Annotated in this window: 18 protein-coding genes; 12 read left to right on the top strand and 6 right to left on the bottom strand. The window is 63.6% G+C overall.

What is annotated here, in order from left to right:
* Positions 1 to 169: 169 nt before the first annotated feature.
* From QPK29_RS19285 to QPK29_RS19270, 4 genes are all read left to right on the top strand, one after another.
* Positions 170 to 2314, top strand: a complete 2145-nt coding sequence (locus QPK29_RS19285) for a type VI secretion system Vgr family protein (RefSeq protein ID WP_371770771.1) — start codon at positions 170 to 172, stop codon at positions 2312 to 2314.
* 47 nt (positions 2315 to 2361) lie between these two features.
* A complete protein-coding gene (locus tag QPK29_RS19280; RefSeq protein ID WP_371770770.1) occupies positions 2362 to 4113 on the top strand; it encodes an esterase/lipase family protein in 1752 nt (583 codons plus the stop codon).
* A 113-nt stretch (positions 4114 to 4226) separates the two neighbouring features.
* Positions 4227 to 5555, top strand: coding sequence for a T6SS immunity protein Tli4 family protein (locus QPK29_RS19275; protein ID WP_371770769.1), 1329 nt, complete (start codon positions 4227 to 4229; stop codon positions 5553 to 5555).
* 3 nt (positions 5556 to 5558) lie between these two features.
* A complete protein-coding gene (locus QPK29_RS19270; protein WP_371770768.1) occupies positions 5559 to 5825 on the top strand; it encodes a PAAR domain-containing protein in 267 nt (88 codons plus the stop codon).
* A gap of 59 nt (positions 5826 to 5884) precedes the next feature.
* Here QPK29_RS19270 and QPK29_RS19265 read toward each other — a convergent pair whose 3' ends face one another.
* Together QPK29_RS19265 and QPK29_RS19260 are read right to left on the bottom strand one after the other, a co-directional pair.
* Positions 5885 to 8365, bottom strand: a complete 2481-nt coding sequence (locus QPK29_RS19265) for a TonB-dependent receptor plug domain-containing protein (protein WP_371770767.1) — start codon at positions 8363 to 8365, stop codon at positions 5885 to 5887.
* 300 nt (positions 8366 to 8665) lie between these two features.
* Positions 8666 to 9595, bottom strand: coding sequence for a DUF808 domain-containing protein (locus QPK29_RS19260; protein ID WP_160407168.1), 930 nt, complete (start codon positions 9593 to 9595; stop codon positions 8666 to 8668).
* 200 nt (positions 9596 to 9795) lie between these two features.
* On the opposite strand from QPK29_RS19260, the gene QPK29_RS19255 reads away from it, so the two are divergent.
* The 8 genes from QPK29_RS19255 (at position 9796) to QPK29_RS19220 (ending at position 17502) form a co-directional block, all read left to right on the top strand.
* The gene (locus QPK29_RS19255; RefSeq protein WP_036239616.1) at positions 9796 to 10005 is read left to right on the top strand and encodes a BrnA antitoxin family protein; all 210 of its coding nucleotides are present in this window, start codon (positions 9796 to 9798) and stop codon (positions 10003 to 10005) included.
* A gap of 107 nt (positions 10006 to 10112) precedes the next feature.
* Positions 10113 to 10397 carry an HU family DNA-binding protein gene (locus QPK29_RS19250; RefSeq protein WP_036239618.1) on the top strand — a complete coding sequence of 95 codons (285 nt, stop codon included), beginning with the start codon at positions 10113 to 10115 and terminating at the stop codon, positions 10395 to 10397.
* Positions 10398 to 10489: 92 nt separating this feature from the next.
* Complete coding sequence (locus tag QPK29_RS19245; RefSeq protein WP_056125972.1) at positions 10490 to 11125, top strand: LysE family transporter; 636 nt, start codon at positions 10490 to 10492, stop codon at positions 11123 to 11125.
* 130 nt (positions 11126 to 11255) lie between these two features.
* The gene (locus QPK29_RS19240) at positions 11256 to 13277 is read left to right on the top strand and encodes a DUF6600 domain-containing protein (protein WP_371770766.1); all 2022 of its coding nucleotides are present in this window, start codon (positions 11256 to 11258) and stop codon (positions 13275 to 13277) included.
* Positions 13278 to 13332: 55 nt separating this feature from the next.
* Complete coding sequence (locus tag QPK29_RS19235; RefSeq protein WP_056125976.1) at positions 13333 to 13599, top strand: DUF493 family protein; 267 nt, start codon at positions 13333 to 13335, stop codon at positions 13597 to 13599.
* 68 nt (positions 13600 to 13667) lie between these two features.
* A complete protein-coding gene (gene lipB, locus QPK29_RS19230; protein ID WP_056125979.1) occupies positions 13668 to 14363 on the top strand; it encodes a lipoyl(octanoyl) transferase LipB in 696 nt (231 codons plus the stop codon).
* Between the two features lie 8 nt (positions 14364 to 14371).
* Positions 14372 to 15376: a lipoyl synthase gene (lipA, locus tag QPK29_RS19225; RefSeq protein ID WP_036239623.1), complete on the top strand. Its 1005-nt coding sequence runs from the start codon at positions 14372 to 14374 to the stop codon at positions 15374 to 15376.
* Between the two features lie 137 nt (positions 15377 to 15513).
* On the top strand, positions 15514 to 17502 hold the full coding sequence (locus tag QPK29_RS19220) for a helicase-related protein (protein ID WP_371770765.1): 1989 nt from the start codon (positions 15514 to 15516) through the stop codon (positions 17500 to 17502).
* A 10-nt stretch (positions 17503 to 17512) separates the two neighbouring features.
* Here the strand turns inward: QPK29_RS19220 and QPK29_RS19215 are convergent, their stop codons facing one another.
* The 4 genes from QPK29_RS19215 to QPK29_RS19200 form a co-directional block, all read right to left on the bottom strand.
* The gene (locus tag QPK29_RS19215; RefSeq protein WP_160407176.1) at positions 17513 to 17719 is read right to left on the bottom strand and encodes a hypothetical protein; all 207 of its coding nucleotides are present in this window, start codon (positions 17717 to 17719) and stop codon (positions 17513 to 17515) included.
* A gap of 26 nt (positions 17720 to 17745) precedes the next feature.
* Entirely contained in the window at positions 17746 to 18447 is a 702-nt protein-coding gene (locus tag QPK29_RS19210; protein ID WP_056125984.1) for an MgtC/SapB family protein, read from the bottom strand.
* 66 nt (positions 18448 to 18513) lie between these two features.
* Positions 18514 to 19146, bottom strand: coding sequence for a hypothetical protein (locus QPK29_RS19205; RefSeq protein WP_371770764.1), 633 nt, complete (start codon positions 19144 to 19146; stop codon positions 18514 to 18516).
* A 79-nt stretch (positions 19147 to 19225) separates the two neighbouring features.
* The gene (locus QPK29_RS19200) at positions 19226 to 19738 is read right to left on the bottom strand and encodes a peroxiredoxin family protein (protein WP_056125988.1); all 513 of its coding nucleotides are present in this window, start codon (positions 19736 to 19738) and stop codon (positions 19226 to 19228) included.
* Positions 19739 to 19756 lie beyond the last annotated feature (18 nt).

Raw genomic sequence — 19756 nt, 5'->3', positions numbered from 1 at the left:
ACGCCGGATCATGTCTACCGCGCCGGTGTCGGAGGCGGTGCGCTGATCGTCGACAAGTTCGGCGACGCGGACCTGGAGCAAGAAAAAATCGGCAGTACGGGGCAGCGCCGGGCAGCTGCTGAAGTGGAAACGGACACAGCTTAAACTAGCCGGCTGAGTGTCTTGACTGATGGGTCCACTTTACTCCTCCCATTCCCTTGTGCTGCTCGACGACGCCTATATGCTGCCGCAAAACGTCGCTGGTACTGTGCGTTACCACCGGGACGATGGGACGGAAGAGCGAGACACCGTTACCGCCTGGAGTCCGGTACGAAGGATCAAGCCGGGCAAAGTGACTCGACACAGCTGGGATTATATGCAGGGCCGTCCAATGACCGGCAACTCGTCGTCACGTATCGATCAGGGCGAAACGGGCAATCGATTCGCTGCCAGTCTCGACGATTATCTTGTCGACGTGCCGCACGCGGGCGACGACAACGCTGATTACCTGAAACTCGGCGACTTGCGCATGAAACGCCATGAATATGAATCCAAGTGCTTTTATGGCGAGGGCAGTGTGCGTACATTGTGTGTCGGTCAGTGGATTGCCCTGAGTGGGCATTATGAGATCGATGCGCATCCCGCGAAAGATCGGGAATTCGTCGTCACCGGCCTGGACGTGGATGCGGAGAACAATCTTCCAAAGACGATCGATGACCGGGTACGGCGCTTGTTTGCCCTTAACCGTTGGGACGATGGTCTATCCAATCCCATTCAGCAGCAATCCGTCTTGGAGCACGGCACGCGTTATAACAACCGTTTTTCTTGCGTGCGGCGCGATATCCCGATTGTTCCGGCTTTCGATCCACGTACCGATCTCCCACGGCCACAGTTGCAGAGCGCGATCGTCGTCGGGCCGCCTGGTGAAGGAATACATTGCGACGAACTTGGGCGGGTCAAGGTGCGTTTCCCGGCCGCCCGTGAAGAAGACCATGTCCATGCGTATGGTGCCGGCGCCAGCAATAGCGATCGGGATTCCGCATGGGTACGCGTTGCCAGCACTTGGGCCAGCAATCAATGGGGGACGATTATGCTGCCTCGTGTGGGCGACGAAGTCATCGTCGACTTCCTTGGCGGCGATCCTGACAAGCCAATCATTGTGGCGCGGGTGTACGGCGGCGCAGCCGCACCGCCTTCGTTCAGCCACATCGGAATGTTGCCTGGGAACAGGTACTTGGCCGGAATAAAAAGCAAAGAAGTCAATGGAACCCGGTATAACCAACTGCGGTTGGACGACACACCGGGGGAGATCAATGCCCAGTTATCGTCCCAGCATGGTTATACCGAACTGAATTTAGGCTGGCTTACCCACCCCCGCAATGCGGGAAAAGGCGACACGCGGGGCGAAGGGGCGGAACTGCGCAGCGACCATGCCGTCGCGATACGAGGCGCAAAGGGCGTGCTCATCAGCGCCGCCGCGCGCGAACGGGCGAGTGGCAAACAACTGGACCGTGACGAACTGATCGGTCTCGTTGAAGCGCTGCAAGGTGTGCTGCAACATCTATCCGAATTATCGGCAACGCATCATGCCGGCGACACTGACGACAAACAGCTCAAGCAACTGATTGGTTACCTGAGCCAATGGGAGGCTGGCAGCAATACCGGAAGCAGCGATACCGGCTCCGGTGCAGAACCCGTGATGGCGTTGTCCGCACCCGCCGGCTTGGCAATGACGAGCCAGGACAATGTTGCGATAGGCGCACAAACACACATCGATGTATTAAGTCTCGGTAATACCCAGCTTTCGGTCGGCAGAAAATTGCTTGCGCGTGTATCGGAAAGCATCAGCCTGTTCGCCCATCGACTTGGCATCAAACTCATCGCCGCCAGCGGCAAGGTCGAGTTGCAGACGCACGGCGGCGATATCGAACTCACGTCTTCGAAGCGCATTCTGCTGACCGCTGTCGAGGAAATCGTATTGCAAGCACCGAAAATACGTTTCGTATCGCAGGGCGCTCAAGTCGATATGGGTGCCGGCGCCATCACGCAGCAAAGCAGCGGCGAGCACACGATCAAATCCTCGAGATTCGCGCATATCCGTCCCGGCGACGGCAGCCCGGCAGGTGTCGTGTCGCCCGCCAGCGAGGCGGCGCACGACCAGCAAACCATTCTGCGCTGGATAGGGACCGACGAACCGATGAAGAACCAGCGTTATCGCATCACGACGGAAGACGGGCGCGCGTTCGAAGGCAAGACCGATGCGACTGGCAGGACCGAGCGTTTTACCAGCGCCATTCCTTTCGGACGCTATACCGTCGAAGCACTCGACGACTGATATCCCTTTTCGTTACCAGTAAATCTTCGAACAGGCGGACCGATACGATGAAGAACGCAGAACACCCGTTGCCAGCGCATCAGCACAAGAATGCCGCACGCAAGGCCGAGGGCTTTGCGACACCGAAGCAGGACAAAAAGCCTCAGTGCGCCCGATTTCTTCCCAAAAAAGTTTTGCCGATTATTTTCCTCCCCGGGATCATGGGATCGAATTTGCGCATGAGTGAGCAGAGGCAGAAAGAACTGCACAGGAAAGACAATATCGCGTGGCGGCCAGACATCCTGGGCCCGTCGAATATTACTGGTGCCGCCACCGAAAAGCCGAGAGAGCGTCAATTGCGGCTGGATCCCCTGCAAACGACGGTCGATATCTACGATCCCTCAGGGCCGTCCGACGTCAGTGGCGATGGACGGCATAGAAACGTGATCCTGGAGAAAAACTTCGATTCGCCCTTGCTAACGGACGATCCACCCACCGCGAAGAACCGGCGTACCGCCGTGCAAAAGGCGCGGGCACGAGGATGGGGCGAAGTCTTTTTCAAGAGCTATGGAGGCTTGCTGCAGCATCTCGAATCACGCCTCAACAATACTTTTTTCGAGGGCAAGCTGCGGCAGGAGTGGCGTGACGTCGTCGGTGTCGATCCCAATACCTGGCAGGCTGATCCAGGTTTGCCGCAGCAGGCGTTGACCGAGGAAGAGCTCAAGAAAGTTGTCACCGGTTGTTGGTTTGCCGTGTACGCATTCGGCTATAACTGGCTACAGTCCAATGGCGACAGTGCCAAGCTGATCGCCGTCCGCATCAACCAGGTCATCGACGAGTTCAAGCAGTCCGGCTATGAATGCAACCAGGTGATCGTCGTGACCCATTCCATGGGCGGGCTCGTCGGGCGGGCGCTGATTCATCCGGAATATGGCAACCTGCGTGACAAGGTGCTGGGCATCGTACATGGCGTGATGCCAGCGATCGGCGCCCCGGCCGCCTACAAGCGCATGCGCGCGGGCTTCGAGGACCCGGGCGTATTGTCGTCTCCGGAAGAAAGCCTTGCCGCCAAGGTGGCTGGTAATCACGGCGACGAGGTCACGGCGGTATTGGCGAATGCACGCGGGGGCTTGGAGTTATTGCCGAGCGGGGCCTATGGTAATGGTTGGTTGCGCGTGATGCATAACGGACGCGATCTGGATGCATGGCCGAAACAAGGTGATCCTTACAGTGAAATCTACAAAGTAAAGGGTAAGTGGTACTCGCTATTTCAGGAGGAGTGGATTAACCCGTCCGGTCAGCCCTTCGCCAAAGGAGGCGGCACATTTAAGCGGACATGTACCTATCTCGACAAGACTCAGATTTTTCATCAAAGGATTGTGAGCACGTTCCATCCCAATAGTTATGCTCATTACGGCGCAGACTCGGCGCGGCGAAGCTTTGGTGAAGTCATATGGGAAATCGACAAGGACTGTGCCGATCTCGCGGGCTGGCATGACTGGCCCATCCTGAGTGACACCAAGCAGGGCAGGATCGAGGTCGTTCGTTACGATCCCGAGGGCAACAACAACGTTGGAGCGTTGCCCTTCAACGATGAACCTCCGACCTCGATCTACGCGACCATTCTTCCGCCGTCGGCGCCGGGTGACCAGACCGTGCCCGCCAAATCGGCTGACCACCAGTTGAAAAGTGGTGTGTTCAAGGGGATCTTCCGCCAGACCGGTTACGAACACCAATCCAGTTACAAAGATCCGCGCGCTATCGCATCGACTTTGTACAGCATCGTGCGTATCGCCCAGAGCGCGACTTGGACATGTTAAAGAGAGTCAGTCATATGAACATACTTCAATGTATCCGCTCTTTCCTTCTTTGTGCAACATTGCTGGTGCTGAACGCCTGTGATCCAAATCCAAGAGAATGGAGAACGCCAAATATGACAAAACTTACGCCGCGCGTACAAACGATGTTCGAGAAAACCAAAACCGTGTGCTTCGGTCGATTTTTGGTCGACGTGCCGGCATCGGCGACCGTAGCATGGGGTGAAGTCGATGTTCCTCTTGGTATTAGCGTTTATCCAAATGGAGTGGCTGAGGTTAGCGAAATCGAGAAAAACTTCATAGATAAATTGAAAAGCGAAAAAAACATTAATAGAAATCATGTGCCGTTGTTAATAGCGATCGAAGAAATGAATAATCCTGAAGGAAAAATAATCATTGGCTATGAGGATTTTGAGTCTATCGACGACCTTAAGATCAATGGCTATTTTAGAATGAACAACGATGGCGTCATCATCGATTCACGGCCACTGCAAGACGATAAAGACAAAACCATCGCGGACATAAAAAGCATCGCCCGTCGTCTCCGCCGACTGCCCGAAAACGAAATCCCCACCGAGCCAGGCAATTGCATCGAATACGCCTTCCTGCCAGACGACCTCGAATCGAAGGAGAAAAACCAGGGCGAGTTGATCCGCGTCGGTTTCCGCCTGAAGGAATTTCCGGACACGCACCTCTCGATTTTCGTCGGGCCATCGAATCCGCATTACGAAGACAGTGACTCCCTGAAATGGCAACTCGAGCGGCTTGAGAAACGGCTGAAAGCCGAGGACCCTAACCACCCCAACTTGAAGACCAGATACCTGCGCAGGGGCGACCGCCAGATCCATGACTGGGTGGGCGGCTTCGAAGCCTTGTCGCACACGCCAGACCAGCCGGAGGCTCACCCGATTCACGACTTCGGTATGGATTTCAGGGGCGTGCCTTATGACCCGTATAAACCGTATGCTGACATACGAATGCAGACCGGCGTCGCCGACAACGTCGCCGGAGCGACCAAGGCCAGCCTGACCGATGAAGAAGCCATCGCGGTGTGGGACCGGATCACCAGCACCATTCGCGTACGCCCGACGAGCGCCGCCAGGGCGAAGGACGCTGAAGCCGAGCCTGGGCCGCGCCGTCCTTTGGGGGAACTTGCCGCAACGGGACGTACCTGTCCGCAAACCGGTTGGTGGACATCCGATGACGTCAAGGGCGAAAGCCAGCACGTCAAGGCAGGCGCCATCATGCCCCATGCCATCACATCGGGCGAACCGTCCTTATGGCAAAAGTTCACAGGCGGGCGCCCAATCTATCGCACGGCGACCATGTGGAAACTGGTCGGCTACGACAATGCGCCCGCGCATGCCAAGATTGCGACACAAACGCCCGCAGACGGTACCACGGGCGAGCGCAAGGAAGACACCCCACCCCCACAAAAGGGCTGAGCCATGCGCAATGTGATTCGCCTTGGTGACGCCACGAGTCATGGTGGCAAGGTCGAGAGCGTCGGCGTGACGCATTTCACGGTGGACGGCATTCCAGTCGCACGCGTCGGCGATCCATGCAGTTGTCCTCTCAAAGGACATGAACATTGCATGATTGCCGAGGGCGACCCGCATCATCTCGTCGATGGTATCTCCGTCGCTTACGAAGGCCATAAGACGACGTGTGGCGCCGCGTTGATCGCATCGACAGGTACCTTTGCCGGACAATAGTTCGGTTTTCAAAAAAAAGAAGCCCCTGCTCAGGGGCTTCTGCGGATACGCCGTGTTAGTTAAAAGCTGTAGTTCGCGCGCGCATACACGTAGCGTCCATTGTTGCCGAACGGCGTGTAGTTCGAGAACGGCGTGTTGCTGGTCGTGTTCAGCGCCGGCGGCAGGGTTTCCGAGTACTGGTCGAACAGGTTGTCCGCGCCGACCGCCAGGCTGAACTGGCGAGTGAAGGCGTAGCGGGCTTCCAGGTCGACGATCGTCTTGGCCTTCAAGGTGAAGTCGAACGCTTCCGTCGTGCCCGGCGACAGCACTTCGCCGTAGCGCGTGGCGCGGGCCGTCACGCCCCACTGGTTCAGCTTCCAGTTGACGCTCGCCGTGATCTTGTTCTTCGGCTGGCCCTTTTCCAGCGTCAGCACGTTCACGCGGTCGAACAGCACGGGCGCCGGATTCAGCGCGGCCAGCTGGGCGGTGGTCGGGACCTTGGTCACGTCCGTGTGGTTGAAGTTGCCGGCCAGCGTGAAGTCGAAGCGGCCGGCGGCGCCCGCGTTCCACGGCATGCTCGCGACGATGTCGACGCCTTCCGTCTTCGTGTCGACGCCGTTGATGAAGAAGCGGCCGCCGCCGACGCCGATGAAGCCCTGCGACACGATGTAGTTGCGCACGGCCGCCGACAGCAGGTTCTCCGACAGCACGATGCGGTCGCGCACGTTGATGCGGTAGGCGTCCACTGTCAGGCTGGCGGGGGCGAAGCGCATGACGGCGCCCAGCGAGAAGTTGGTCGACTTCTCGGCCTTCAGCGGCTTGGCGCCCAGCGCGACGGCGACCGGATCGTTCGGCGTGAACGTCGTGATCTCGTACGGGATGCCGTTGACGAAGTTGGTCGACGTCGACGTGAAGCTCTGCTGCTGCAGCGACGGCGCGCGGAAGCCGTTCTGCACGGCGCCGCGCAGCGCGAAGTTCTTCGTGAAGTCGTAGCGGCCCGCCAGCTTGCCGGACAGGTTGTTGCCGAAGTCGTTGTAATGCTCTTCGCGGATGGCGGCGGAGGCGAGCAGCTTGTCGGTGATGTTCGCTTCGACGTCGACGAACACGCCGATCGCGGTGCGCGACTTGTGCGACGCGTTGGCCGGACGGAAGCCCGGGAATACCTGCGCGCCCGATGCGGCCGGGATGCCGCTCGGCAGGATCACGCCGCCGTTGCGCCAGGAATCCGGCTCGCCCGCATGCAGCTCATAGCCTTCGCGGCGCGCTTCGGTGCCGACCGCCACGTTCAGCGGCGACGCGAGACCGCCCACGTCGAACTTGCGCACGCCGGTGAGGTTGTACACGAGCTGGTTGTACGAGAAGCCGCCCGCATCGAAGTTCGTCTTGCTGGCCGGGCCGATCGACGCGTTCAGCGTGTTCTGCACGTCGTAGTTCATGCCGTTCTGGCCGTACACGAGCGACGTGTCCAGGTCCCAGTCACCGAGGGCCCAGGTCATGCCGGCGGCGGCGCTGAAGTCTTCGACGGTCGGGGCGATGATCGGCAGGAAGCCGTTCGGGTAGATCGACTGTACGTTGCGGCTGTCCTGCGGCATGCGGAAGTAGCCGGCCGAGCGCGCGTCGCGCAGCTGGTAGCTGCTCCAGCCGTAGACCTTCACGTCGCCGGACAGGTTGTTGCCCACGTTGACGAACACGGTCTTCTGCTGCATCTCCGGGTCGCCGTACCAGGCGTCGAAGCGGTTGATGGTCAGCTCGCGCGGATCGTAGGCGCCGTTCACTTTCGCGTACAGCTGGCGCATGTCGTAGCCACTGCGCTCGGTGTGGTTCTGGTCCTTGTATTCGGCCGCGATGGTGATATAGCCCGTCTCGCCCAGCGGCAGGCCTTTCCAGGCGCTGACGGTCGTGGTCTGGCCGTCCGTGCGCTTGCGCGAGTTCGGACCTGTCCACGTGGCGCCGGCCGGCGGCGCGGCGTTCAGCAAGTCGTATTCCGAGATGTGCGCGCCGTAGGTGATCGTGCCTTCGCCGCCCGTGCGGTCCGTGCGCAGGCGGACGTTGACGACGCCCGAGATCGCGTCGGAACCGTATTGCGCGGCCGCGCCGTCGCGCAGCACCTCGATGCTTTTCACGATGGCGGACGGCACCGTGTTCAGGTCGACGGCGGCCGAGCCGCGGCCGATCGAGCCGTTCAGGTTCACCAGCGACGAGGTGTGGCGGCGCTTGGAGTTCACCAGCACGAGGCTCTGGTCCGGCGCCATGCCGCGCAGGGTGGCGGGGCGGACGGTGTCCGTGCCGTCCGTCAGCGTGGGACGCGGGAAGTTCAGCGACGGCAGCGCCACCGACAGGGCCTGGTTCAGTTCGGTCGAACCCGTCGTCTTGAGGGTGTCGGCCGAGATGATGTCGACGGGAGAGGCCGTGTCGAGCGCCGTGCGGTTGGCGACGCGGGTACCGGTCACGACGACGGTGGCGGTGCTGTCCTGGGACTGGGCCAGCAGCGGCGTGCCGGCGAACAGGGTGGCGATGGAGAGGGCGAGTACGGATTTTTGCGGCACGAATCGTTGTTGCATTCTCTTGATCCTTATTCTTGGTCTAGGCCCGCGGGGCGGCGGGTTGCGGATACAACGGGCAAGCGCATTGATACTGGCGCGCGCTTGTTATCGTTGTCAATTGTGCTAACCCGCATTAGATGTAAGGACGCAACAGTTGATCATGCGCGCTGCATGGCGCCCCAAGCCGTCATCCCCGCGCAAGCGGGTATCCATGCCGGGCAACAGGATGCGGTACGTTGGACGCATTTGCAGCGTATCCAACGACGTGACTTCGGAAGCTCAGCATGGGCCCCCGCCTTCGCGGGGGCGACGGTAGGGTTACTTTCCGCGGATTTTCTGCACCAGCGTGACCACCGCCAGCACGACCGCGCCGACGACGACACCCGCCGCGGCATCGACGACGGCCGGTGCCACGGCCGCCAGCAGCCTGCCCACGACCGGGACGCCTGCCACCGCCGCAGCGGCGCTCTCGGCCAGATGGTGCAGCGGCTCGAACGCGTGGCCGATGATGCCGCCGCCGACCATGAACATGGCCACGGTGCCGATCACGGACAGCGACTTCATCAGGCGAGGCGCGGCCGCCAACAGCAGGTTGCCGATGGCGCGCGCGGCGCCGCTCGCGCGGCGGCTCAGGTACAGCCCGAGGTCGTCGATCTTGACGATGCCCGCGACGATACCGTAGACGCCGATCGTCATCGCGACCGCCACCGCGACGAGGGCCGCCACCTGCGCGCCGAACGACGCGCCCTGTTCGTTGACGACGCCCAGCGAGATCACGATGATTTCCGCCGACAGGATGAAATCGGTGCGGATCGCGCCCTTGATCTTGTCCTTTTCGACCGCGCGCATGTCGGCATTGGCCGCCAGCGCCGTCGCCAGTTCTTCTTCGTGCGCCGCATCCTCGGCGGCGCTGTGCAGCAGTTTATGGGCCACTTTCTCGAAGCCTTCGAAGCACAGGTAGGCGCCGCCCACCATCAGCATCGGCGTGATCGCCTGCGGCAGGAAGGCGGAGATGGCGAGCGCGGCCGGCACGAGGATCGCCTTGTTGCGCAGCGAGCCCATCGCCACCGCCCACACGACGGGCAGCTCGCGGTCCGCGTTCACGCCTGTCACCTGCTGGGCGTTGAGGGCGAGATCGTCGCCCAGCACGCCGGCCGTCTTTTTCGCGGCGACCTTGCTCATCAGGGCCACGTCGTCGAGCACGGTGGCAATGTCGTCGATAAGTGCCAATAAACTTCCTGCAGCCATGTACCGCTCCCCAATATCAATATGCTCACATCTTAACCGAGACGACCCGTCGGTCCGGTACACGGTTCAGGCGCGTTTTCTGCGTTTCAAACCCGAAAATCTGCATCTCGTCGCTTTCCCGTGCAGCTCATCGCGGGCGATACGTATAGTGACAACATTGGCTGCGGTGCAGCAGCCTTTCCGACCTGAAGGAGATGCCCATGAACCAGAACCTCGACCTGCCGTCCGTTCCGCGCCGCCGTGCCCGTCCTCCGAAGCGCAAGACCCGTATCACCATCTACCTCGACGACGAGGTCCTGGACGAATTCCGCTCGCGCGCCGAGCGCACCGGCACCGGTTACCAGACGCTGATCAACGCGGCGCTGCGCCTGCGCCTGGCCAGCGGCGACGCGAATCCGGCCGCGGCCTGAGCAAAAAATCGCAGAAACCCCGCCAATACAGGGTGTATGACGTGTAAGAAGATTACGCGTAGCAATTAATTATGCTAATCTTCCGGCTCTTTCAACCCGGAGGATTTATGAAAAAAGGCGAACTGATCGCTGAATTTGCGAAGCGTACCGAGATGTCGGGCGCCGCTGCGAATGACGCAGTGAACACCATCATCGACATCATCACCGAGCGTCTGAAAAAAGGCGACACGGTGGGTATCACCGGCTTCGGCACGTTCTCGGTTACCAAGCGCGCTGCCCGCAAGGGCCGCAACCCGGCAACCGGCGAAGTGATCAAGATCGCTGCGTCGAAGACGCCGCGCTTCGCTGCCGGCGCGACCCTGAAGGCCGCCGTCAACCCGAAGAAGAAGTAAGCAGTACCCGCGGCTGGCCGCGGCCGTCCGGCAATCGCCGGCGCCGTGCGCCATGCCCGCGTATCCTTTCTCTCCCCTTCCGCTTCCTTCCCATGAGCTTCGCCACCTGGATCACCTTCGTCATCGCAGGTTCGCTGATCGCCATTTCGCCCGGCTCCGGCGCCATCCTGTCGATGTCGCACGGCCTCGCCTACGGGCTGAAAAAGGCCAGCGCCACCGTGCTGGGCCTGCAACTGGGCCTCGTGCTCGTGCTGGTGATCGCCGGCGCCGGCGTCGGTTCGCTGCTGGTCGCGTCGGAAACCGCGTTCACCATCGTGAAGATCGTCGGCGCGCTGTACCTGATCTGGCTCGGCATCGCCCAGTGGCGCGCGAAGGCGGAAGTGTCGAACGTCTCGACGGCCGGCCTCGCGGCGCACCCGTCGTTCGGCCGCCGCGTATTGACCGGCTTCCTCACCAACGCGACCAATCCGAAGGGCATCATCTTCATGGTCGCCGTGCTGCCGCAATTCATCTCGAACGCGGCGCCCGTGCTGCCGCAGCTGGCGATCCTGGGCGTCACGATGGTCACCATCGACACCACGGTCATGCACGGCTACGCCCTGCTGGCAGCGACGATGCAGCGCTGGTTCCGCGACCCGCGCGCCGTCAAGGTCCAGAACCGGTTCTTTGGCGCCGTGCTGATGGCGGTCGGCGCGCTGATGTTCTTCGTCAAGCCTGCCCACGCCTGAGCGCGGAAACATTTCGCAACCATTTGTAATTCGTGTCGTCGTTTCGTACGCTCGTGCGTTGTAATGCAGGAGACGCAATCCGTCGCGTCTACCAACAAGAATACGAGCTCATTCCCGCCCTGGAGACATCATGCCGAACCGCGCCGCGCAAACCGCCGTCCTCCTCGCCTTCTCCACCCTGACGGCGCTCGCCGTGGCGGCCGATCCGCCGGCGCGCGTGGGCCGCGTCGCGCTGGCCCAGGGCCAGGTCACCATCGGCAGCGACATCGGCGCGGAGATGATGGCCGCGCAGGTCAACTGGCCAGTCACGTCGGGCAATACGATCAGCACGGCGGCCGGCAGCCGCACGGAGCTGCGCGTCGGGTCGACGTCGATCCGCCTGGACGGCGATTCGTCGCTGGAAGTGCTGCAGATGGACGACGATTCCCTGCGCCTGCGCCTCCACTACGGCAGCGCCAGCGTGCGCGTGCTGGGCGCGGATATCGTCGCCGGCTTCGAACTCGAGACCCCGCAGGCGCGCGTGCGCCTGCAGCAGCCCGGCCGCGTGCGCGTGGACGCGGAGCGCGTGCGCGACACCAGCTTCGTCACCGTGTTCGACGGCACGGCGCTCGTCGACGACGGCGATTCGCAGCTGACCCTGCGCGCCGGCCGCCGCGCCGAGGTGGGCGATGCCGACGTGCGCACCATGGCCGCCGTGCGTGACGATTTCGACGAATGGGCCCTCGTGCGCGACCGCTACGAGGACAATGCCGCATCAAGCCGCTACGTGACGACCGAGATGACGGGCTACGAAGACCTCGACCGCTATGGCAGCTGGCGCGAGGATCCGGAATACGGCCCGCTGTGGACCCCGACCGTGGCCTCGACGTGGGTGCCGTACCGCGACGGCAGCTGGACCTGGCTCGATCCGTGGGGCTGGACCTGGGTCGATAACGCGCCGTGGGGCTATGCGCCGTTCCACTACGGCCGCTGGGTGCATGTGCACAACCGCTGGGCCTGGGCGCCGGGCCGCCGTCACGAGCACCTGGTCTGGGCACCGGCGCTCGTCGGCTGGGTCGGCGGCGCCGGCTGGAACCTCACGTTCCGCGACCGCAACCGCCCGCTGCCCGCCGCCGGCTGGTATCCGCTGACGCCGCACGACCGCTACGTGCCCACGTGGCGCGCGCCCGACCACCATCTGCGCTGGCTGAACGAACACGTGCGCGACAACCCGCGCCGTCCGCGCGACTACCGCCCGCAAGGCCTCACGGTCCTCCCGCAGGACCGCTTCGACCGGCCGGGCCGCGTGAACGTCCCGCGCACGCCCATCACGACCGTGCCGCCCGTGCTGGTGCACAACGTCCCGACGGGCGCGCCCCCGGCCGCCCCGGTGATGCCGAACCGGCCGAACCGCCCGGACCGTCCGGACCGTCCGGATCGTCCGGATCGCGACGGGGACGGCATCCGCGGCCCGGTCGCCATCGGCCGCATGGAGGGCCGCCACGCGGACCCGGGCCGCGAGCGCCGCATCGAGACGGCACGCGCCGAGCGGGCACGCGCCGAGCGCGACGGCTTTATCGCCCAGCGCCCGCAAGGCCAGGTGACCACGGCGCCGCCGGTCAATTCGGCACCAGCACAGGGGTTGCCGGTCACGAGTCCGACGCCACACCTGCCGCCGCAGCCGCTGAGCACCGTGACGAGCCCGACGCCGCACCTGCCGCCGCAAGCGCTGTCGACGGCCAGCCCGACGATCCAGCAGCCGCAGGCGATGCCGCCGGCGGGCGTCCCCGGCGCCTGGCAGCGCGACCGCATCGACCGCGAGCGCGACCGGATGGAGCGCGACGCGCGCCGTGACGAACGCCGCGAACAACTGGAAGAATGGCGCCGCAACCGCCAGCCGGCGCAGCAGGCCCAGCCGCAGCCGCAGCCCCAGCCGCAGCCGCAGCCGCAGCCGCAGCCGCAGCCCCAGCCGCAGCCACGCATCGAGCGTCCGGCCCCGCCGCCTGTGCAAATGGCGCCGCGTCCGGCACCCGCCCCTGCGCCGGCCCCGCCGCCCGTGCAGATGGCCCCGCGTCCGGCACCCGTCGCGGCACCGGCCCCGGCACCCGCGCCGGCCAGGTCCGAGGAACGGCGCCACGTCGACCAGCGCGGCCGGGACCAGAAAGAGCGTTGATCCGGGCGGAAATGGGGCGGTTTGGCTACAATGCTGTTTTACAAAAGGAGTGGCCATGGACCCGAAAGATTCCCTCATCGAATACCCGAGCGATTTCCCGATCAAGGTCATGGGCCCGACGCACGACGAGTTCGCCAACACGATCGTCGAAGTCGTCACCATCCACGATCCGACTTTCCATGCCGGCAAGATGGAAGTGCGGCCGTCGGCCAAGGGCGCCTATACGGGCCTGACCGTGATCGTGCGCGCCACCAGCCGCGAAATGCTCGACAACCTGTACCGCGAACTGTCGTCGCATCCGATGGTCAAGATCGTTCTATAAACTGGGTTCAGGACGCCAGCCATCAGGCTGGCTTATAATGACGGGGTATCCCTTCACAGACCCTATCCATGCAAGCGAACCAGCCGGCTATCCGTGAGCTTGGCCGCGCCGACTACGAACCCGTTTTTGCCGCGATGCGCACCTTCACGGATGCGCGCACGCCCGACACGCCCGACGAGTTGTGGATCGTCGAGCATCCGCCCGTGTTCACGCTCGGGCTGGGCGCCGACCGCGGCCACCTGCTGAGCGTCGGCGCGCACGACGTGCCCGTCGTGCAGACCGACCGCGGCGGCGAAGTCACGTACCACGGCCCCGGCCAGGTCGTGATCTACCTGCTGATGGACCTGCGCCGCAACAAGCCCGGCGGCAAGTTGTATGCGCGGCAATTTGTCCACAAGATCGAGCAGGCCGTGATCGATGTGCTGGCGGCGTATAATCTTGCCGGTGAACGCGTCGAAGGCGCGCCCGGCATCTATATCGCCGACGGTCCGCGCAAGGGCGCCAAGATCGCCGCGCTGGGCCTGAAGGTACGCGGCAACGGCTGCACCTACCACGGCGTCTCGCTGAACGTGGCGATGGATCTGGCGCCGTTCACCTGGATCAACCCGTGCGGCTATTCCGGCCTGGCCACGGTGGACATGAAAACGATGGGCGTCGACGTGCCGCTGGCCGACGTACAGCAAGCCCTCGCCGCCGCGCTGATCGACCATCTGTCCACGGCACCCTCTTCAACCGCAGCGGTCGCGCAGGCCGCAACCAACTGACTACGCACATGACTTCTCCAATCGACACCGGCACCGCAGCAGCAGAATCCGCAGCAAATGCGTACAACGCGAGCGAAAAGCAGAAAGGCGCGAGCAAGACGTCGCGCATCCCGATCAAGATCGTGCCGCTCGAACAACACGAGCGCCTGAAGAAGCCGGACTGGATCCGTGTAAAAGCCGCAAGCCCGTCGTCGCGCTTCTACGAAATCAAGGACATCCTGCGCGCCAACAACCTCGTCACCGTGTGCGAGGAAGCGAGCTGCCCGAATATCGGCGAATGCTTCGGCAAGGGCACCGCGACCTTCATGATCATGGGCGACAAGTGCACGCGCCGCTGCCCGTTCTGCGACGTGGGCCACGGCCGCCCGGACCCGCTCGACGTCAACGAGCCGGGGAATCTCGCCAAGACCATCGCCGACCTGCGCCTGTCGTACGTCGTGATCACCTCGGTCGACCGCGACGACCTGCGTGACGGCGGCGCCGGCCACTTCGTCGAGTGCATCCAGAAGACCCGTGCGCTGTCGCCGAACACGAAGATCGAAGTGCTCGTGCCGGACTTCCGCGGCCGCCTGGAAAAAGCGTTGAACATCTTCGCCGACGGCCTGCCGGACGTGATGAACCACAACCTGGAAACCGTGCCGCGCCTGTACAAGGAAGCGCGTCCGGGCGCCGACTACCAGCACTCGCTGGTGCTGCTGCGCGACTTCAAGAAGATGTACCCGAACGCCGTCACGAAGTCCGGCCTGATGGTCGGCCTGGGCGAAACCGACGAGGAAATCCTGGAAGTCATGCGCGACATGCGCGCGCACGACATCGACATGCTGACCATCGGCCAGTACCTGGCCCCGTCGAACTCGCACCTGCCGGTGCGCCGCTACGTCCACCCCGACACGTTTAAAATGTTCGAGGAGAAGGCGTACGAGATGGGCTTCGTGCACGCGGCCGTCGGCGCGATGGTGCGTTCGTCGTATCACGCGGACCAGCAGGCGCATGAGGCAGGCGTAGCAGCGTAAGCCGAAGTCCGCAGCAGTAACCCGTCGTCCCCGCGCAGGCGGGGATCCAAGTTCTTGGCGTTTCGTCAGCGCAAGCAAATTGGGTCCCCGCCTCCGCGGGGACGACGTTTTTATGCTACCCGCGCTATATTGGACACATGAGCGAACACCACCCCCGTTTGACCCCTTCCGACGACAACACCCAGGACGACGACGCGTTCCTCGAACGCGAGCTGGGGCTGCACGCCCGCTGTGTCGAGCTGGTCCGCATGGAAGGCCGCGTCTTCCTGCGCTTTGCCGGCGCCGTGCGCGTGGACGGCCTGCACGTCGAGTATCGCCTCGTGCCGTCGCGCGGCGTGCTGGCCAAGCCGAGCAAGTGGCGCAAGATGGACCTGCTGGCCCGGCGCGCGCTCGTCGAGGAGCGGGCCACGCGCGACGCCGTCGACGACCTGAACCAGGAGGTCGAGGAATTCGTGCGCGAAATCGCCGACCAGGCCGACGAGTTCGGCTTCGACCCGATGCTGTTCCTGCACGTGCTGGAGGAGCTGGAAACGTCCGAGCCGGCCGAGTTCGTGTTCGACCGCATCCGCCAGCGCCTGCTGCACGCCGGCGAGCGCGAGCAGGAAGAGCGCCACGCCGCGCGCACCAAGGAAAGCATCAACCTGGCCGAGTATCCGGCGTCGTTCGACGTGGCCAACAAGATGACGCGCCGCTTCATCGCGCTGCTGGGCCCGACCAACTCCGGCAAGACGCACCGCGCGATGGAACACCTGGCGCAGGCCGACAGCGGCGTCTACCTCGCGCCGCTGCGTCTGCTCGCGCTGGAAAACTACGAGCGCCTGCAGAACACGGTCGATGCGGATGGCGAACCCATCAAGGTCAGCCTGATCACGGGCGAGGAACGCCGCCTGGCGGAAGGGGCGACGCACGTCGCGAGCACCGTCGAGATGCTGGACACGAAGACGCCCGTGCAGGTCGCGGTCATCGACGAGATCCAGATGCTGGCCGACCGCGACCGCGGCGCTGCCTGGACGGCCGCCGTGTGCGGTGCGCCGGCGTCGACTGTGTACCTCGTCGGCGCGCCGGAAGCGCGGCGCGCGATCGAGGCGCTGGCCGAGCGCCTGGAGTGTCCGCTCGAAGTCCACGTACTGAAACGCAAGGCACCGCTGTCGATGGAACCCGGCGCCGTGCGCAAGCTGAGGAACCTGAAGCGGGGCGACGCCGTCATCGCCTTCTCGCGGCGCGAGGTGCTGATGTGGCGCGACATGATCACGGAAATGGGCCTGTCCGTCGCAACCGTCTACGGCAATTTATCTCCGGAAGTGCGGCGCGCGCAGGCCGAGCGGTTCCGCGAAGGGCAGGCCGACATCGTCGTCGGCACGGACGCCCTCGCGATGGGTTTGAACATGCCGATCCAGCGCATCGTGATGACAACGGCCGTCAAGTACAACGGTGTCGAGGAAGAAGAAATCTCGGCCGCGCTCGCCAAGCAGATCGCCGGCCGCGCGGGCCGCTACGGCGTGCACGAGGAAGGTTTTGTCGCCGGCTACGACGACGACACGCACGAGGTCATGCGCTCGTTGATGAAGGAAAAGATCCCGCCCGTGCCGGCCAGCGGTTTCGCGGTCGCCCCGTCGCTGGAGCAATTGCACCGCATCTCGTCGGTGACGGGCGAGACGTCGCTGGTGAAATTGCTGAAACGCTTCGTGCACAACATCGACGTGCCGGACGGCTTTTTCTACCCGCGCATCACGGAAGAACAGAACGAGCGCGCGGAGTGGCTCGATACGCTGGACCTGAGCGTGGCGGAGAAATTCACGATGTCGCTCGTGCCCATTTCGACCAGGGTGCCGACCTTGGAAAGCGCGTGGTCGCACTGGGCGCAGTCGCTGGCGAAGCGGAAGGTCTGCAAGCTCCAGCCCCATCCGCAGGAATTGTTCTGGCAAAACCTGCAGGAAGTCGAGGACACGTGCCGCATGTACTCGGCCTATGCCTGGCTCGGCTATCGGATGCCGGAATTCTTCCCCAGCATCGAGGAAGCGCAGACGCTGGCGCGCGAAGCGTCCGAGCGTGTCGATGCGCTGTTGCAGCAGCAGAACGCGGCGACGCGCAAGCGGCAGGCCAAGAAGGAGCGGGGGCGCTGGTAAGCAGCCCGGTTCATGGCAGCTGCCGGGCCCGCCCGACGGCTTCCAGCCACTCTTCCCACAAGGCCGGATCGCTCGTCCGGCCGTCTTCATCCAGCCGGTAGCCGGCCAGCAGGTCGGCCAGGTCGCTCGATTCCGTCAGGTCGACTTCGCGTTCGAGAAAGGCGAGCATGGCGCGGTAGGCCTGCTCGACCGTCAATGGTTGGTTGCTCGCATCCATGATTGTCTCCGTGTCATGACGCCAGCTTACGCCGATGTGCGCCGGTCGGGGCGACTCTTCACTTCGACCCGGTGCACGCCCGGGATGGCGCGCAGGCGGTCGAGCAACGCGTGGAATTCCGCCTCGGACATGCGCGAGAACGCGATGAGGACGTCGTCCAGGTTCCCCGTCTCTTCGCTCTGCTGGACGATGAACGTGCCGATGCGGTTCGTCACCGGACCGAGTTCCTTCTCCAGCACGTGCAGCGTGAGCCGGCCCCGCTCGGCCGACAGCACCAGTTCGCGCTTTTGCCTGGACGAGAAATAGCGTTGCTCCAGCGGTTTCATCGCGGCCAGGATGAACAGGATGATGGTCGTGCCCGCGACTGCCGCCACGTACAGGCCGCCGCCCACCGCCAGGCCGACGGCCGCCACCGACCACAGGCTGGCGGCCGTCGTGAGGCCGCGCACGACGTCGCCGCGCAGCAGGATCGATCCCGCACCCAGGAAGCCGATACCGGACACGACCTGGGCTGCCACGCGCGACGGGTCGAGCGAAATATGGTCGTGGTTCAATACGTCGTTGAAGCCATAGGCCGAAACGATCATGATCAGGCAGGAACTGACGCAGACCAGCATGTGTGTCCGCAACCCCGCCGCCCAGGACAGGCGCTCGCGCTCGAACCCGATGGCCCCGCCCAGCAGGGCCGCAAGGCACAGGCGCGCGACGAGTTCGGCTTCCGGCAGCATGGTGGATGTGTTGATGAGATCCAAAGAGCCATCTTAGCACCGGGCCCGGCTGGCCGGCGCACACCGTCACGGCAGGCAGCGCGCGGCAATGCCCGGACCGCCAGGGCCGGCGTTTGCGATGTCGGCGGGCGGATAGCCATTGCCCAGTGCCAGTGTCTGTCCGCCTTCGTAGCGCAGGCGTAACTGGTCGCCGGAATAGTCGGGCAGCGCGCGCGGCACGTAGACGGCGAAGCGGTAATGCAGCTGCGCGTAATAGCCGTGCCGGAAGACCTGGCTCGACGGCCCGCGCTGGAGTTCGGCCGCGATCGCATCCGCGAGGGCGCCGGTGTCGAAGCGGCTGTTGATGTCGGCCGTGTCTTCCAGCCGCAGCGTGTACGGCCGCAGCGGTCCGTAGCGCTGGTCGCCGTATTGCACGCGCAGGCGGTCGGCGTCGAAATAAAAACTCGGAATGTTGGCGCCCGTGACGTCCAGGTCGCACAGCAGGAACACGGCCCAGAATCCGTGCGAATCCAGCGGCAGCACGAACTGGACGGGCGCGCGGTTCGGCAGCGCGACGGGCGTGGTGAAATCGATCCGGTGGACGTTGGCGACGTGCTGGTAATGCAACACCACGGTGTTGCGCAGACCGGTGTCCACGCTGCTGCAGCCTGCTGCCGTCAGCAGGCCCGCAACGAGCACGTACGTGATCAGCTTGCGCATCGCCTTCTCCTTTGCCGGCATCAAGCTTGGGCCGAACAGGACCTCGGCGTTTGCGGGAGGTCAGCGGTGCGCGGGAACGTCAGGACTTCAGGGATTTCTGCAGCAATGCGTGCAGCGATGCAAAATCCGGCTCGCCCAGGTAGCGCTTGAGGATCTTGCCATCCTTGCCGATGACGAAAGTGGTCGGCGTCATGTTGACGTCACCAAACTGCTTGGCCAGGTCTCCGCCGGAATCGAGGGCCACCTTGAACGGCAGCTTGCGCGTCTCGGTATAGTTCAACACATAGTCCGGCCGATCGTAACTCATCGCCACGGCGACGAATTCCAGGCCGTCCTGCTTGAACTTGTTGTACGTCTCGACCATCTGCGGCATTTCTTTCACGCAGGTGGCGCACGACGTCGCCCAGAAATTGACCATGACAACCTTGCCCCGCAGCTCCTGCGAGCTGATCTTCTGGCCGGCGATGGTGATGAACGTGACGTCGGGCGCCTGCTGCTGCTGGCTGAACGTGGCGTAACCGATGCCCGCGAGCGCCAGTACGGCCGCGCCGATGGCGGCCGGCTTGATCCAGGTGCGTTGTGAGGTGGTCATGGTCTCATCCCATCATCC

This window comes from Massilia orientalis (genome assembly GCF_030411975.2).
In the GTDB taxonomy this organism is placed as follows: Bacteria; Pseudomonadota; Gammaproteobacteria; order Burkholderiales; family Burkholderiaceae_D; genus Telluria; species Telluria orientalis.
The sequence above is the reverse complement of the archived record's forward strand: the minus strand, read 5'-3'. Positions and strand labels throughout refer to the sequence as shown.

What these genes read in the sequence shown, in the direction of transcription:
- lipA (WP_036239623.1), top strand. Translation starts at nt 14,372, where the DNA reads ATGACTTCTCCAATCGACACCGGCACCGCAGCAGCAGAATCCGCAGCA.
- QPK29_RS19255 (WP_036239616.1), top strand. Translation starts at nt 9,796, where the DNA reads ATGAACCAGAACCTCGACCTGCCGTCCGTTCCGCGCCGCCGTGCCCGT.
- QPK29_RS19240 (WP_371770766.1), top strand. Translation starts at nt 11,256, where the DNA reads ATGCCGAACCGCGCCGCGCAAACCGCCGTCCTCCTCGCCTTCTCCACC.
- QPK29_RS19260 (WP_160407168.1), bottom strand. Translation starts at nt 9,595, where the DNA reads ATGGCTGCAGGAAGTTTATTGGCACTTATCGACGACATTGCCACCGTG.
- QPK29_RS19250 (WP_036239618.1), top strand. Translation starts at nt 10,113, where the DNA reads ATGAAAAAAGGCGAACTGATCGCTGAATTTGCGAAGCGTACCGAGATG.
- QPK29_RS19200 (WP_056125988.1), bottom strand. Translation starts at nt 19,738, where the DNA reads ATGACCACCTCACAACGCACCTGGATCAAGCCGGCCGCCATCGGCGCG.
- QPK29_RS19280 (WP_371770770.1), top strand. Translation starts at nt 2,362, where the DNA reads ATGAAGAACGCAGAACACCCGTTGCCAGCGCATCAGCACAAGAATGCC.
- QPK29_RS19205 (WP_371770764.1), bottom strand. Translation starts at nt 19,146, where the DNA reads ATGCGCAAGCTGATCACGTACGTGCTCGTTGCGGGCCTGCTGACGGCA.
- QPK29_RS19220 (WP_371770765.1), top strand. Translation starts at nt 15,514, where the DNA reads ATGAGCGAACACCACCCCCGTTTGACCCCTTCCGACGACAACACCCAG.
- QPK29_RS19245 (WP_056125972.1), top strand. Translation starts at nt 10,490, where the DNA reads ATGAGCTTCGCCACCTGGATCACCTTCGTCATCGCAGGTTCGCTGATC.
- QPK29_RS19210 (WP_056125984.1), bottom strand. Translation starts at nt 18,447, where the DNA reads ATGCTGCCGGAAGCCGAACTCGTCGCGCGCCTGTGCCTTGCGGCCCTG.
- QPK29_RS19275 (WP_371770769.1), top strand. Translation starts at nt 4,227, where the DNA reads ATGACAAAACTTACGCCGCGCGTACAAACGATGTTCGAGAAAACCAAA.
- QPK29_RS19265 (WP_371770767.1), bottom strand. Translation starts at nt 8,365, where the DNA reads ATGCAACAACGATTCGTGCCGCAAAAATCCGTACTCGCCCTCTCCATC.
- lipB (WP_056125979.1), top strand. Translation starts at nt 13,668, where the DNA reads ATGCAAGCGAACCAGCCGGCTATCCGTGAGCTTGGCCGCGCCGACTAC.
- QPK29_RS19235 (WP_056125976.1), top strand. Translation starts at nt 13,333, where the DNA reads ATGGACCCGAAAGATTCCCTCATCGAATACCCGAGCGATTTCCCGATC.
- QPK29_RS19270 (WP_371770768.1), top strand. Translation starts at nt 5,559, where the DNA reads ATGCGCAATGTGATTCGCCTTGGTGACGCCACGAGTCATGGTGGCAAG.
- QPK29_RS19215 (WP_160407176.1), bottom strand. Translation starts at nt 17,719, where the DNA reads ATGGATGCGAGCAACCAACCATTGACGGTCGAGCAGGCCTACCGCGCC.
- QPK29_RS19285 (WP_371770771.1), top strand. Translation starts at nt 170, where the DNA reads ATGGGTCCACTTTACTCCTCCCATTCCCTTGTGCTGCTCGACGACGCC.